The organism is Aidingimonas halophila (assembly GCF_900106955.1).
GTDB lineage: Bacteria > Pseudomonadota > Gammaproteobacteria > Pseudomonadales > Halomonadaceae > Aidingimonas > Aidingimonas halophila.
Genome location: NZ_FNNI01000006.1, coordinates 83762 through 98660, shown reverse-complemented (window position 1 = coordinate 98660; position 14899 = coordinate 83762). Strand labels below are relative to the sequence as shown.

Annotated in this window: 13 protein-coding genes; 4 read left to right on the top strand and 9 right to left on the bottom strand. The window is 59.8% G+C overall.

Features of this window, described 5'->3' with window-relative positions; all coding sequences use genetic code 11:
* The first annotated feature begins 92 nt into the window (after nucleotides 1–92).
* Both BLW01_RS12390 and BLW01_RS12385 read left to right on the top strand, forming a co-directional pair.
* Entirely contained in the window at nucleotides 93–1040 is a 948-nt protein-coding gene (locus tag BLW01_RS12390; protein ID WP_092570176.1) for an Rpn family recombination-promoting nuclease/putative transposase, read from the top strand.
* Nucleotides 1041–1465: 425 nt separating this feature from the next.
* Nucleotides 1466–2620: an AI-2E family transporter gene (locus tag BLW01_RS12385; protein WP_092570174.1), complete on the top strand. Its 1155-nt coding sequence runs from the start codon at nucleotides 1466–1468 to the stop codon at nucleotides 2618–2620.
* Nucleotides 2621–2691: 71 nt separating this feature from the next.
* Here BLW01_RS12385 and BLW01_RS19020 read toward each other — a convergent pair whose 3' ends face one another.
* Entirely contained in the window at nucleotides 2692–3024 is a 333-nt protein-coding gene (locus tag BLW01_RS19020) for a LysR family transcriptional regulator (protein ID WP_229806505.1), read from the bottom strand.
* Between BLW01_RS19020 and BLW01_RS12375 the strand changes: the two genes are divergently transcribed.
* Nucleotides 3024–3845: a pirin family protein gene (locus BLW01_RS12375; protein WP_092570172.1), complete on the top strand. Its 822-nt coding sequence runs from the start codon at nucleotides 3024–3026 to the stop codon at nucleotides 3843–3845. The genes BLW01_RS19020 and BLW01_RS12375 overlap by 1 nt on opposite strands.
* Nucleotides 3846–3913: 68 nt before the next feature.
* On the opposite strand, the gene BLW01_RS12370 is transcribed toward BLW01_RS12375, so the two are convergent.
* The 7 genes from BLW01_RS12370 to hutI form a co-directional block, all read right to left on the bottom strand.
* A complete protein-coding gene (locus BLW01_RS12370) occupies nucleotides 3914–4273 on the bottom strand; it encodes a HepT-like ribonuclease domain-containing protein (RefSeq protein WP_092570170.1) in 360 nt (119 codons plus the stop codon).
* On the bottom strand, nucleotides 4263–4556 hold the full coding sequence (locus tag BLW01_RS12365; RefSeq protein ID WP_092570168.1) for a nucleotidyltransferase family protein: 294 nt from the start codon (nucleotides 4554–4556) through the stop codon (nucleotides 4263–4265). Before BLW01_RS12365 ends, BLW01_RS12370 begins: the two co-directional genes overlap by 11 nt.
* 253 nt (nucleotides 4557–4809) lie before the next feature.
* On the bottom strand, nucleotides 4810–6156 hold the full coding sequence (locus BLW01_RS12360) for a Na+/H+ antiporter family protein (protein ID WP_092570166.1): 1347 nt from the start codon (nucleotides 6154–6156) through the stop codon (nucleotides 4810–4812).
* A 69-nt stretch (nucleotides 6157–6225) separates the two neighbouring features.
* Nucleotides 6226–7761, bottom strand: a complete 1536-nt coding sequence (gene hutH, locus BLW01_RS12355) for a histidine ammonia-lyase (protein ID WP_092570164.1) — start codon at nucleotides 7759–7761, stop codon at nucleotides 6226–6228.
* Nucleotides 7762–7936: 175 nt separating this feature from the next.
* On the bottom strand, nucleotides 7937–9631 hold the full coding sequence (gene hutU / locus BLW01_RS12350; RefSeq protein ID WP_092570162.1) for a urocanate hydratase: 1695 nt from the start codon (nucleotides 9629–9631) through the stop codon (nucleotides 7937–7939).
* Nucleotides 9632–9688: 57 nt separating this feature from the next.
* On the bottom strand, nucleotides 9689–10648 hold the full coding sequence (hutG, locus tag BLW01_RS12345; protein WP_229806506.1) for a formimidoylglutamase: 960 nt from the start codon (nucleotides 10646–10648) through the stop codon (nucleotides 9689–9691).
* On the bottom strand, nucleotides 10638–11855 hold the full coding sequence (gene hutI / locus BLW01_RS12340; RefSeq protein ID WP_092570158.1) for an imidazolonepropionase: 1218 nt from the start codon (nucleotides 11853–11855) through the stop codon (nucleotides 10638–10640). The genes hutG and hutI overlap by 11 nt, the downstream gene beginning before the upstream one ends.
* Before the next feature lie 314 nt (nucleotides 11856–12169).
* On the opposite strand from hutI, the gene BLW01_RS12335 reads away from it, so the two are divergent.
* Entirely contained in the window at nucleotides 12170–13492 is a 1323-nt protein-coding gene (locus tag BLW01_RS12335) for a YjiH family protein (protein WP_092570156.1), read from the top strand.
* 77 nt (nucleotides 13493–13569) lie between these two features.
* Here BLW01_RS12335 and hutC read toward each other — a convergent pair whose 3' ends face one another.
* Nucleotides 13570–14286 (bottom strand): histidine utilization transcriptional repressor HutC, encoded by a 717-nt coding sequence (hutC, locus tag BLW01_RS12330; RefSeq protein ID WP_092570154.1) that lies wholly within the window; start codon nucleotides 14284–14286, stop codon nucleotides 13570–13572.
* Nucleotides 14287–14899: the final 613 nt, after the last annotated feature.

The following is a 14899-nucleotide window of genomic DNA, read 5'->3' as shown; positions in this document are numbered from 1 at the left end:
ATATAAGATTATATGAATTTAGCGTGGCCCAGTCGCGCTATCAGGAATTGACATCCAGGACCCGGGACCATCAAGCCAAGGAGGGCGACGATATGGCCCAGCACGACAGCAGCTACAAGCTGCTATTTTCGCATCAACGCATGGTGAGAGACCTATTGACCGGCTTCGTCAAGGAAGCCTGGGTCGGTGAATTGGATCTGGATTCGCTGGAAAAGGCGAGCGGCTCCTACGTGACCGATGAACTGCGCGATCGCGAGAGCGATGTCATATGGCGGGTTCGGTGGGGCGACACCTGGCTGTATGTGTACCTGTTGATCGAATTCCAGAGTCGTGTCGACCATGGCATGCCGGTCCGCATCATGAGCTATCTAGGCCTGTTGTATCAGGATTTGATCCGCCAGAAGGCCTTCACTCCCAATGGCAAGCTGCCGCCTGTACTGCCTGTAGTACTTTATAATGGAGAAAGGCCGTGGAACGCGGCACTCGATATCCACGCCATGGTCGAAACCGTTAGCGGAGGCCTGGAACGTTACAGCCCCCAGTTGCGTTACCTGCTGCTGGACGAAAAAGCGATCGTCAACGACCCGAACTGGTCCAGCGAAGGCCGTAACCTGGTCGCGGCATTATTCAATCTGGAGCATTACCGGGGGATCGATGAAGCTTTGGAGGTATTGGGCCGTGTGGTCGAATGGTTGTATGCTGAGGATCAGAGCGACCTGCGCCGCGCCTTCACAGCCTGGTTGAAACGTGTTTGGGCGCCATGTCAGGCGCCCGAAGAAGAACGGCAATCCTTTGAGCGACTGGATGAGCTTCAGGAGGTATACGACATGTTGCAGGAACGAACCAGTCAATGGCCGCAGCGTTGGAGACAGGAAGGGCTGCAGGAAGGTCGCCAGGAAGGGCGTCAGGAAGGTCGTCAGGAAGCCTTGCACGAGACCGCGCTTAACCTGATACGAACGACTCGTTTGGATGATGCGGCCATTGCGCGAGCGACCGGCTTGCCGATCGACGAAATCGCCTCTCTGCGTGGCGAAGCGTAGCAGCGCCTTCTACCACCACACCTCGCTGGTTTTCGTAGGCGCGACGTCAGTCGCGCGTGCATGCCTGCCCGAGTGGGCGTTAGCCCCGATCAACCCCAGAAACGATGTGCGGGAAGGGGCGGAGACGTATCTGAAAAAAATGACGCCTCATATGTTTGTCACCGCACAGATCATGCCTCGAGTTTAAACTATATAAGTATTGGGATACGCATTATGCCTCTAAATCAGTTCATGGTGAGAGGCGCAATCCAGACGGAACAAGTATCAATGGCCGAAGATGGCTGACCCCGCCCGGCATTCAGATGTCGATACCTGCTATAGCCGGCAATCGGATGACTCAGGAGGCTGAGAGAGGTTCCTGCGGTAGCTGGGGTTGAACGTTTGATGTTCGGCTAATCTGCAAGAAACCAACGTAGGAATCTGCAATGCCCGATAATAGGCAGGCCCCCCTGGCTTGCGGGAAGCGACTGTTTAACCCGGCCGAACTTCGCTTGTTTCGCTACACGGCGGTCATGTTGTCCCTGGTTGTGTTGACCACTCTGATCGGCATCATCGTGTGGACTTTTGGCTGGATCATAAATACTTTCTACAATTTGCTCCTGCCGCTCGCCGTTGCCGGTGTGCTGGCGTTGGTGCTTCACCCTGTCGTTGAGTTGCTCGAGAGACGGCTTCACTTACCGCGCTTGCTGGCCATCATTCTTCTGCTGGTGGTTTTCTTTGTGGGTATCGGCGGCTTGATTTACCTTCTCGTTCCCGTTCTGGTTAGCCAGGTCATTCAGTTGATGACCGTTTTGCCCGATACACTGGCAAGTTGGCAGGAACATTTCTCCACTCACTTCCCGGGACTCAGCTCCATTATTTCCACCGGTATGGAGAACAGCAATGGGGAGGAGTCCCAATCGGCCTTGTCCGTCACTGAGACTCCGGGCACGACCATCATGTCCTATCTGGGGCTGTTGGCGGGTATCAGTTTCGTGCCCTTGTTCCTGTTCTTCACCTTGCTTTCCGGCGGCCTGCTAAGGGGGCAGGTATCCGAGCTGTTATCCGTTTTCCACGAGCCCACCCAGCAGAAAACGCTGTATTTCATGGATGTGTTCGTGGGATACGTCACAGCCTTCTTTCAGGGCCAGCTGATCATCGCCGTGTGCATGGGTGCCTTGTATGTGGTGGGATTTACGCTGATTGGACTTGAGTTCAGTGTACTTGCCGGGCTGGTGCTGGGACTGCTGAATATCGTCCCCTTCCTGGGCACCTTGATCGGCCTGTTGGTGGTCCTGCCCATGGGATATCTGCAGCCGGATGGCGGGGTTGAATTACTATTTCTGGCCGGACTGGTATTCGCGGCGGTTCAACTGATGGAAAGCTGGCTGCTGACACCGAAAATCATGGCTAACCGCTCGGGCCTTCACCCTGCACTCGTGATTATTTCCCTGTTCTTCTGGGGCACGGCCTTGAGTGGCATTATCGGCATGATACTTGCCGTTCCCCTGACCGCGTTCTTCGTAGCCATCTGGAGCGAGATCAAGGTCAGCCTGAAACACACGCTCAGCAGTCGGGATGCCGAGCATGAAGGAAGTTGATCTTTCTAAAGACACGGCAGGGCTCACTGCATGACTAAAGCCTGCCAAGTCAGTACCGTGGGTGTCGCCGGTCATGGGCAACCCCTTTTCTGCTGAAGGGTCAGGAAATCATCATCGGCGATATTCTCGCCTAGAAAATCCAGGAAGGCCCTGACCGCAGGCAGCAGACCTCTGCGTGAAGGGAAGACCGCATGTAGAACGCAGCCGCGTGGCTCGGCGTGATTGCGTTCGATCAACTCCTCGGCAGCCTCCGCTTCCACCAGCATTGCCACGCAGTGCCGATAATAGGCCTGGCCAAGCTCCGTCACGGCGAAGTGTCGTGTCGAGCGGTTGATCAGGCGAGTCGCCAGACGTTCCTCCAACTGGATGATACGACGACTGAGCTTCGACTTGGGGATACCCAATGCTCGACCGGCAGGGGCAAATCCGCCGTGGTCCACTACTTTTACATAGTCACGCAGGACCCACCATCTTCAAGGGCGATGCCAGTGGCCTTCGCGTCGGGCCGCATCCCCATATCGGCCTGCAGACCTTTACCTGGATGATCGAGGGCGAGGTCTTGCACCGCGACAGCCTGGGCCACGAGCAAGTGATTCGGCCCGGCCAGGTCAACCTGATGACGGCAGGGAGAGGGATCAGCCACACCGAGGAATCGGTACCCGGCGAGACTCACCTGCACGCCGCTCAACTGTGGATCGCCTTACCCGAGTCGGCCCGACAGATCGCCCCTCGCTTCGATCATTATCCCGACCTGCCTCACTGGGAAGAACACGGAGTCGACTTGACTCTGCTCACGGGGGAGTTTGCCGGCCATCAAGCGCCCACACTGGCCTTCTCGGCATTGGTCGGCCTCGATATTGCCGGCCGGCAGGCAGGGGACGTGACACTGCCGCTGCGCGAGGATTTCGAGCATGGATTGCTACCTCTGGAAGGGGAACTCGACATCGAAGGGACCCGCTTCGCGCCCAACGAGATGGCGTATCTGGGCCGTGGTCGCTCATCCGTCACCCTGTCCCTACCTGCCGGAGGACGCACCATCCTGGTTGGTGGTGAGCCGCTGGGTGAGGAGATATGGATCTGGTGGAACTTCGTCGGGCACAGCAAGGCCGAGATCGCCGAAGCTCAGCGAGACTGGGAGCGTGGCAGTGATCGATTTGGGACTATCAGTGGGTATGACGGTGAACGACTGATGCCGCCGCCATTGCCCTGGAAAATCCAGTCTTAGTCAACATCATGGAAAGCAGGAGTGACCGTGAGATCGCGCTACGCTTTGCCACCGATGTAGAAGCGACTTCAGTCGCGATAAGAGGCTCTAATTTGATGTAACTGCTGTAGCAGTGCCGGTAAATCGTCCTGAATAATGCTCCAGATGGTATCCGTGTCGATACCCAAGTATGCATGAATTAACCGATTGCGTGTTGCGATGACCATTCGCCAAGGGATATCCGAGTGTTCGGCACGAACTTCGTTGGGAATGCGCGTGGCTGCTTCGCCAATCAGCTCCAGATTACGCAAGGTGGCATCATAGGTTAGTCCATGAGCCAGGAACTCATGCTGTTGCAGGCCTTCCGTGTAGGCAAGCGCCTTCTCGGCAAAGCCGATCATATCCTCAAGATAAAAAAGCCACTCACGTGGCGGTTGGTCACCGAACATGAAGCGCCTCACGCTCAATAAATGGTCTTAGCTCGGGACGCAACGCCTTGTCAGTGACTAGATCGACAGGGTGGCCCAAGAGATCTTCCAGATAGAACTGCACGCCGAAGTAGCGGGCTGAGGTGGCGGGGCCATCAAACCGAACCAGTATGTCGATGTCGCTATCGTCGCGGGCCTGGTCATGGGCCATCGATCCGAATAATGCCAACTCCTCGACACCATACTCACGTGCGAGTGTCTGGATGTGCTCCTGCAGCAACGTCATCGTCTGTGCTTTGTTCATGAGAGACCACCTGCAATGGTAACCAGTTTGGCTATTCAAAGTTTACGTGATTAGTATCGTATTCGGATAGTTCGACCGCAGCCATCACATACCATCGGTAACTCTGCATCGCGGTTGAAGCCGCTCCGACAACACCATGACCTCCTGGTTTTATGTGGGAGCGACGTCAGTCGCGATAAGCGGTGTCACCAATGGCAGGGCTCAACGCATGGCTAGACCGAGATGTCTGCCTAGCCATGCACAACTGCAGACATCATAACGTCATGGCAGCAATCCAGCCGAAGGCAATCAACGGAATGTTATAGTGCAGGAAGGTCGGCACTACGCTATCCCAGATGTGGTCGTGCTGGCCATCGGCGTTGAGGCCCGCAGTCGGGCCGAGTGTCGAGTCCGAGGCAGGGGAGCCGGCATCCCCCAATGCCGCAGCGGTACCTACCAGGGCCACGGTTGCCATGGGGGAAAAACCGAAGTTCAGTGCCAGAGGCACATACAGTGAGGCGATGATGGGAATGGTCGAGAAGGATGAACCAATCCCCATGGTGATGAAGAGGCCCACCAGCAACATGATCAGCGCCGCCAGCCCTTGACTGTCTCCGATCAGCGTCGTGGAACTCTCCACGAGGGCTTCCACCTGACCGCTCTCCTGCATCACGCTGGCAAAGCCGGCGGCGGTGATCATGATGAAGCCGACCAGCGTCATCATTCGCATCCCTTCGGTAAAGATTCCGTCCTGCTCGCGCCACCGAAATACGCCGCTGACAGAGAGCAGGGCAAATCCGAAGATGCCACCGAGTACCATGGAGTCGGTCAGCAATTGGACGGTTACCGTGCCGACGAGTGCGGCAGCCAGAATCCATTTCTGCCAGAGCGCCAGGTGTTGTGCCGCTTCGCTAGGCGTTTCATCACCATGGGCCAGATACCGATCTTGATAGCGGCGTGGTTTGCGATAGCTCCAGACCGCGGCGACGACAAGGCCCAGCGCCATACCCGAGATCGGTATGATCATCGCCATCGGGACCATTCCGGGGCTGATCTCCAGGCCGAGTTCCGCACCACTCTCGTTGAGGTTGGCGAGCAGGATGTCATTAAGGAAAATGGCACCGAACCCCACGGGTAACAGCATATAGGGAGCCGTGATCCCAAACGTGATCACGCAGGCCGCCAGGCGTCGATCCAACTGCAGATGATTCATCAGTTTGAGTAGCGGTGGGACGAGTACCGGGATGAAGGCGATGTGGACCGGGATCAGGTTCTGTGAACTGATCGCCGCAGCGAGCAGCGCGCCCAGCAACGTTAGCGTAAGCAGCCGATGCCCTTTGTCCGCCTCACCCAACTGGAAGCGTTGAATGGCCTTGTTGGCGAGAAGTTCGGTGATACCCGAGCGGGAGAGCGCGACGGCAAATGCCCCGAGAACGGCATAAGACAGCGCAATGGTGGCGCCATTGCCAAGTCCATCATTGAAGGCCTCGAGAATGTCGTTCAGTGGCATACCGGCGTAGAGACCGCCGACCAATGTCGCGACGATGAGGGCAAAAACCACGGATACGCGGGCAAGACTAAGGGAGACCATAACGAGAATGGCCAGGACTATCGCATTCATGAAACATCTCTTGTCGTTGGTGGAGAATGCTAGGTGATCTCCCCACGGGCATCACCCGTGGGGCAGCGCTTAATGGTCACTGGGCATCAATCCCTCTGGGACCAGGTCGCTCAGCGTCCGCGAGGCAAGTAATGCGGTAGCGGCTTCTATATCCGGGCTGAAGAATCGGTCCCGGTCATAGTAGGCGACCTGTTCACGCAGGGTTCTGCGCGCCTTTTCCAGTGAGTCGGTGGTCTTGAGACCATCGCGGAAATCCAGTCCCTGGCAGGCGGCAAGCCACTCGATGGCCAGGGTGCCGCGGACATTGTCGGCCATCTCCCATAAACGCTTGCCGGCGGCTGGGGCCATGGAGACATGGTCTTCCTGGTTGGCCGAGGTCGGCAGGCTGTCGACGCTGTGGGGATGGGCCAATGCCTTGTTCTCGCTGGCCAATGCCGCCGCGGTGACCTGCGCGATCATGAACCCTGAGTTGACCCCGCCGTTTTCCACCAGGAAAGGCGGGAGTTGGGACATATGCTTGTCCATCATCAACGAGACGCGACGCTCGGTGAGAGAACCGATCTCGGCAAGGGCGAGTGCCAGGTTGTCCGCGGCCATGGCCACCGGTTCCGCGTGAAAGTTGCCGCCGGAGATGACATCTCCCTCTTCAGCGAAGACCAAGGGGTTGTCGGAAACCGCATTGATCTCGATGGCCAGCACCTCGGCGGCTTGGCGAATCTGAGTCAGGGCGGCGCCCATCACCTGGGGCTGGCAGCGCAACGAATAGGGGTCCTGGACCTTGCCGCAGTCGATATGAGAATCACTCACCTGGCTACGCTCACCAAGCAGATGCCGGTAGCCGGCTGCGGCATTGATCTGACCGCGTTGGCCCCTTATGTCATGAATACGCGCGTCGAAAGGCGCCCGCGAGCTGAGGGTGGCCTCTACGGTTAGCGAGCCGCAGACGGTCGCCGCAGCGTAGAGGTCTTCCGCCTCGAACAGTCCGCGCAGGGCATAGGCGGTGGAGACCTGGGTGCCGTTGAGCAGCGCCAGGCCCTCCTTGGGAGCCAGCGACAGGGGGCCTATTCCAGCCACTTCCAGGGCCTCCCGGGCGGAAAGCCATTCGCCCTCGTGCCTGGCCTGTCCTTCGCCCAAGAGCACCACGCTCATGTGGGCCAGCGGCGCCAGATCGCCAGAAGCACCGACAGAGCCCTTGAGCGGAATGTGCGGATAGATCTCCGCGTTGATCAGCGCGATCAGGGCATCCAGAACCTCGCGTCGGATACCGGAGAAACCGCGCGCGAGGCTGTTGACCTTGAGCACCATGATCAGGCGTACCAGATCGTCGTCCATGGCCGCGCCGACACCCGTGGCGTGAGACAGCACCAGCGAGCGTTGCAGATCCTCGAGCTGGTCCTTCTCGATGCGGGTCTGGGCGAGCAGGCCGAAGCCGGTATTGATGCCGTAGACGGTGCGGTCCTCGGCGATCACGCGATTCACGCAGTCGACGGCCTTGGTGATATCGGCGTCGGCACTTGCGGGCAGGCTGACTGGCACATGAGCCTGGTAAACCTGGCGCGCCTGCGCCAGGGTCATATTGCCGGGTTGAATCTCGAGATGTGGCATGCAGTGAATCTCTTTTAAGATGCGTTCTTTGCTCGCGCTGAGCTGATCTGTCGACAAGCCTACGCGAGGGCGCTGTAAACCCGTCCCTGGGCGCTACTTTTGCCATCCATGGCAAAAGACCCTCGCTTCGACTCGTCCCCAGCGCTCAGCGCACTGGACGTTGATGGTGGTGCGCTTACTTATCCAGCATCGGCAGATCGAGGTCGTTCTCACGAGCGCATTCCTTGGCAATCTCGTAGCCGGCATCGGCGTGGCGCATGACGCCGGTACCCGGGTCGTTGCGAAGTACCCGACCCAGGCGGGTGTGAGCGTCATCACTGCCGTCGCAAACGATCACCACCCCGGCGTGCTGGGAGTAGCCCATGCCCACGCCGCCGCCGTGGTGCAGCGAGACCCAGGTGGCCCCGCCGGCAGTATTGAGCAGGGCGTTGAGCAGCGGCCAGTCGGAAACGGCATCGGAGCCGTCCATCATCGACTCGGTCTCGCGGTTGGGGCTGGCCACCGAGCCGGAGTCCAGGTGATCGCGGCCGATGACCACCGGTGCCTTGAGTTCGCCGTTACGTACCATCTCGTTGAAGGCCTGGCCGAGACGGGCGCGGTCCTTGAGGCCGACCCAGCAGATGCGTGCCGGCAGGCCCTGGAAGCTGATGCGCTCGCGGGCCATGTCCAGCCAGTTGTGCAGGTGCGGATCGTCGGGGATCAACTCCTTGACCTTCTGATCGGTCTTGTAGATGTCCTCCGGGTCGCCGGACAGCGCCGCCCAGCGGAACGGGCCGATGCCCTGGCAGAACAACGGGCGAATATAGGCCGGTACGAAACCGGGGAAGTCGAAGGCGTTGTCGACGCCTTCTTCCATCGCCATCTGACGGATGTTGTTGCCGTAGTCGAAGGTGGGCACGCCCATCGCCTGGAAGTCGAGCATGGCTTGAACGTGCACAGCCATGGAACGCTTGGCGGCCATGACCACCGCTTCGGGCTCGCGCTGACCCCGTTCGACGTACGCGTCCCAGGTCCAGCCCGAGGGCAGGTAGCCGTGCAGCGGGTCGTGGGCGCTGGTCTGGTCGGTGACCATGTCGGGTTTGACGCCACGTTTGATCAGTTCGGGCAGTACGTCGGCGGCATTGGCGCACAGCCCGATGGAGACCGCCTTGCCCTCGGCGGTGTAGCGCTCGATGCGCGCCAGGGCATCGTCGAGGTCCTCGGCCTGCTCGTCCAGGTAGCGGGTGCGCAGGCGGAAGTCGATACGTGACTGCTGGCACTCGATATTCAGCGAGCAGGCACCGGCCAGGGTGGCGGCCAGCGGTTGGGCTCCACCCATGCCGCCCAGGCCGGCGGTAAGAATCCAGCGCCCCTTGAGCTCGCCGTCGTAGTGCTGGCGGCCCGCTTCGACGAAGGTTTCGTAGGTTCCCTGAACGATGCCCTGCGAACCGATGTAGATCCACGAGCCGGCCGTCATCTGCCCATACATCATCAGGCCTTTGCGATCGAGCTCGTTGAAGTGCTCCCAATTGGCCCAGGCCGGCACCAGATTGGAGTTGGCGATCAGCACCCGCGGGGCGTCCTTGTGAGTCTCGAACACACCCACCGGCTTGCCGGATTGGACCAGCAGCGTCTGGGTTTCCTCCAGGCGCTGGAGCGTCTCGACGATCGCATCAAAGCACTCCCAGTCGCGGGCGGCGCGCCCGATGCCACCATAGACCACCAGATCTTCGGGGCGCTCGGCGACGTCCGGGTGCAGGTTGTTCATCAGCATGCGCAGGGGCGCTTCGGTGAGCCAGCTCTTGCAACTGCGCTCGGGGCCTGTGGGCGCGGCGATCTGGCGGGAGGGATCGTGGCGGCCGGCGCGCCGGCGCTCGTCGATGTGTGACATTGTGGAATTCCTCGCAAAGAGCATGTCGGTTAAAGAGTTGAAGGCGGGGCGGCCGCTTCAGTCATTCAGCGTCAAAAGATGGACGAGCCGGGCTGCGGCCCTGGCGGTACGGTTGTCCAGGTCGAACTCAGGGTTCAACTCGGCCAGGTCGGCCAGGCGCAACTTGCCGCTGTCGCGGATCACCTCGATCAGGGGCTCGAGCAGTGCCAGGGATACGCCGCGGGCGGCGGGGGCGCTGACCCCCGGGGCCTCAGCGGCCGGCAGGACATCGAGGTCGATGGTCAGGTAAACGTGATCGCAGTAAGCGATAAAACGCTCCAGGTCGCGCTGGATCGCGTCGATGCGATAAGCGCGGAACTCGCGGTCCTCGCGGACGAGCACGTTGAGTTGCTCGGCGCGCTGGAACAGCGCCTGAGTGTTGGCGGCGCGACTCACGCCCAGGCAGGCGTAGCGGAATGGCCAGCCACGCCGTACACAGTCGTCGGCGATCTGGGCGAAGGGCGTGCCCGAAGAGCGCACATGCTGGGGGTCGCGCAGATCGAAGTGGGCATCCAGATTGATGATACCGATCTGCGGCGAAGTCTCCCGTTCCGTCAGGTGCTGGGCGAGTCCGCACCAACTGGCATAGGCGACTTCGTGGCCGCCGCCCAGCACGATGGGCAGGTGGCCGGCATCGAGCAGTGGGGCGAGGCGATCGGCAAGGGCTTGCTGAGCCGCCTCCATGGCATCGCCCTCGCAATGCACGTCGCCGGAATCGTAGACCGACCCATGTCGGTGCCAGGCCAGTGGGGCGAGGGCGCGGCGTAGCGCGGCAGGGCCACCGGCGGCGCCGACACGGCCCTGGTTGCGCGCCACGCCGGCATCACAAGCGAAACCCAGTAGCGCACAGCCGGGCTGTGCCCCTTGGGTCAGCGGCTGAACTCTCTGATGCCAACGATCGCTACCGGGCTCCGGGTCAGTACGCCCCTGCCAGAGCGACATGTCGATGGCACTGTCGGGTGGCATCTTAGCTGGCATGGGCGAGCTCCCCCCCGAACAGGCGCTGGCGTAGGCGGCCGGGTTGGACCGCGTAGGCGAGTGCGGCCGGGGTGTCGATGTCCCAGATGCACAGATCGGCGTCAGCACCTTCCCGGATTCGCCCCAGTCCGTTGAGCCCCAGCGCCGTGGCGCCGTGGGCGGTCATGCCGGCCAATGCCTCCTGGGGTGTCAGGCGGAACAGGGTACAGGCCATATTGAGCATCAAGGTGGGCATGAACAGCGGCGAGCTGCCCGGGTTGGCATCGGTAGCCACCGCCATGGGCACGCCGGCTTCGCGCAGTGATGCAACGGGGGGCTGCTGCGTCTCGCGCAGGGTATAAAAGGCGCCCGGCAGGATCACAGCGACGCTACCGGCCTCACGCATGGCGTTCACACCGGCCTCGTCGAGGTATTCGATATGGTCGGCGGACAGGGCTCCATGACGCGCCGCCATGGCACTCCCCCCCAGGTTGGAGAGTTGCTCGGCATGGGCCTTGATGGCCAGGCCATGGGCCTTGGCAGCCTCAAAGACGCGTTCGCATTGGGCCACCGAGAAGGCGATCTTCTCGCAGAACACGTCTACCGCATCGGCCAGTCCTTCGGCCGCAGCGGCCGGGATCATCTCCTCGCAAACCAAGGTGATGTAATCGTCGCTGTTGTCCTGGTACTCCGGTGGCAGGGCGTGGGCACCCAGCAGCGTCGTTACCACACGCACGGGGAGTGTCTCTCCGAGACGGCGCGCCACGCGCAGCATCTTGAGCTCATCATCCACCGTCAGGCCATAGCCGGACTTGATCTCTACCGTCGTCACGCCATCATCGATCAGCGCCTCGAGTCGAGGACGGGCTCGCGCGAATAGTTCCTCCTCGCTGGCCTCGCGGGTGGCGCGCACGGTGCTGAGGATGCCGCCGCCACGACGTGCGATCTCCTCATAACCGGCACCCTCCAGACGAGCCTCGAATTCGTCTGCCCGTTCACCGCCGAATACCAGGTGAGTGTGACAGTCGACCAGGCCGGGAGTCATGACGCCGCCTTGGCCCATATCCATGCAGCCTTCGCCCTGGCTCGCATCCCAGTCACGCATCGGCGTCAAGGAAACGATCCGAGTCCCTTCGGTGATCACTGCCATGGGTTCGGTCAGGGTGCGTAGGCCATCGAAAACGGTGATAGCACGCCACAGACAGCGCTTGGGAGTCGTGTTCGACATGGAGGGCTCCTCCGGGAAAACTTAATGTATATACAATTAAGGCAAGTCGTCATGACCGCGTCAAGGCGGAGTCACTCAGGTTCGTTCGATAGCAAAGCCCGATGAAAACCCGTGAGGATAGTTGAATATAATAAAAAACAATAAGATATATAGTTTCTTGGCGCACGATGCCGGTAGGCGGACATTCGATGATTAGACCAATGTCTAGCCCCTGTCGCTAGGTGAGCAGCGCACGATCGCTTACTTTATTGTATATACATATCGGGGCTGAAAAGCCTGTTCGATTCAATCACCGCACGACAAGAGGCGTGTTCATGAATATCCCGGACTCTCCTGCAAGGCAGCGGCATGGTGCTGCGACGCTTTTAAAACTGTTCCTGCCCAGCATCCTGGGCATCCTGATATTCTTCGTGCCAATCGATATCGGTGGCGAAACCACCATCCTGCTCGACCATATGGTGACCGGCGCGCGTAATCTGCTGGGCCATGCCAGTGGGTTTTATGCGTTGACGTTGATCGTGGCCGGCGCCGCCTATCCGGTTATCCGGGGCTATTGGAACCACAGTCTCACTGAACGCATTTTCACCGTACTCAAGGTGGGTGGCGTCGCCGCGGCGTTGATGGCCTTGACCGGTTGGGGGCCGGCCTTCCTGCATGAGCCGGACATGTTGCCTTTTCTGTTCGATAAGCTGGTGATCCCGGTAGGATTGATCGTACCGATCGGTGCCATCTTCCTGGCACTGCTGATCAGCTATGGCTTGCTGGAATTGATCGGCGTGCTGGTGCAGCCGGTAATGCGGCCAATCTGGCGCACCCCGGGGCGATCGGCCATCGATGCGGTGGCTTCCTTCGTGGGCAGCTACTCCATTGGGTTGCTGATCACCAACCGGGTCTATCAGGCCGGCCAGTATTCGGCGCGGGAGGCGGCCATCATCGCCACCGGCTTCTCCACGGTCTCCGCCACTTTCATGATTATCGTGGCCAGAACACTCGACTTGATGAGCGTGTGGAACCTCTACTTCTGGCTGACCCTGCTGATCACCTTCATCGTCACTGCGATCACCGTGCGCCTGCCGCCGCTCTCGCGGATGGACAACAGCGCTGCGGATGGCGAGCCGGAGGTGGTGTCCGGCAAACGCCTCACCACCGCCTGGCACACCGGCCTGGAGGTCGCCGCCCGGGCTCCCGGTCTGCACCGCAGTGTCGCGCTCAACTTCAAGGAAGGAGTGGTGATGGCCATCAGCATCCTGCCATCGATCATGTCTGTTGGCTTGATTGGCCTGTTAGCCGCCAAGTACACGCCGCTCTTCGAGTGGCTCGGCTGGCTTTTTTACCCCTTTGTGGCGGTCTGGGGGCTGGGTGATGCTGCGGCGCTCGCTCAGGCATCCGCTTCGGGGCTTGCCGAGATGTTCCTTCCGGCCCTGCTGATGGCAGATGCCGAGTTCGCAGCGCGCTTTGCCGCCGGCGTCGTTTCGGTTTCCTCAGTGCTGTTTTTCTCGGCTTCGATTCCCTGCATTCTCTCCACCAGCATTCCCCTCTCCGTGGGACGTATGTTGTTGGTGTGGTTCATTCGGGTCGCTCTGAGCCTGCTGCTGGCCGTACCGACCGGCTATCTGGTTCAGACCCTGGCAGGCTGATCTCGCCAATACCCAGTCAAGCGTGAAAGCCCCTGGGAGGTTCGATCTCGCCGCTCATGCTTTAGCGTCTTGTCAGGCTAGGCGTCCGGCCGATGTACCGATGAACGGAGTTTGTAACGATCTCCCGGATGAATCAGCCGCGCATAGCTGATCAACTGCTCACCCGACCAGGTGCGCCGGATCATGCTCAGGCAGGGTGTCGTGGTATCGATAGCGAGCCATTCCGCCGTTTCTGCATCCACCAATAGGGCTTCAACGATGTGTTCAATGTCGCTGATGGGGCAGGCAGCGACCAGGACTTCATTGGGAGTTTGTCGATTGAAGTCGGTTTCCAGATAACCCGGTACCCAACGTGGGTTGACGTAGCGATTCTCTAACTGGATGGGGGTGTCATTCTCGTAGTGAACCAAACATGTATGGAACACTTGGCTGCCTAGCCGGACGCCGAGACGCAATGCGATTTCATCATCCGCCGCGATGACCTCCCGGGTCAGTACGTCATTGCGATAGTCATGCCCCCTGGAACGGACCTCATCGGCAATATTATGGACATCGAGTAGTGGAGACTCTGCCTTGCGGTCAGTGACAAAGGTTCCAAGTCCGGCTTGCCGAGTTAGGTAACCTTGCTGTACGAGGTCACGGATCGCCTTGTTAGCGGTCATGCGACTGACGCCGAAATCCTTGGCCAACTGCTCCTCGACAGGAATCTGATGATTTGCCGGCCATTCACCGCTTTGTATCTTCTCCAGCAGGTGATGCTGTATCTGGAGATAGTGTGGAAGGGTCGTGGCCATGTCCGGAGAGTCCTTTTGCTAAAATGTCTATACAAAATAGTCTATCTGGCATGTGCCCCGGTTGCAGCCATAGGCATGGCGAATGTTGATATCAGGCAGGAGGGCGCTTGCAGGTCACATCGTGTTCGTGCTCAGTCTGCATGGGCCCTGTTTTTCGTGGGAGCGACTTTAGTCGCGATGGCTGTGTCACCAAGGCGCGGGCTTACCGCTCCACATCGTGGTTGAACCCGCTTCCATACTATCGGCAAAGGCTGTTGCCGGGGGTAATTCAGACCCTCCTCCATGTCAATGCTTCAACCACGCCCCAACCCCCTGTATCCTACGCACCCATCGATGAAGAGCTGCATCACCAAAGCAGCCGTACGACTCAAGGGTAAGGGATGCCATGGGAATCTAGATTCCCGCCAAGAGCAAGGCCATGTTGCGCCGCACATGGCAGTGGACGCTTGTGTGTGAAGCCTGCCATTATCGTCTCTTGAAGCCTTTTCGTCGTAATACACCGCACCGGCGTTAACGGGCCAGGGAATACGCCCGGAACAATCCCCGGGCGGTAGCGTGCTTATAATTAATAAAGCGAATCACACGAACCAAAGAACATTCTGGATTCGCAGAC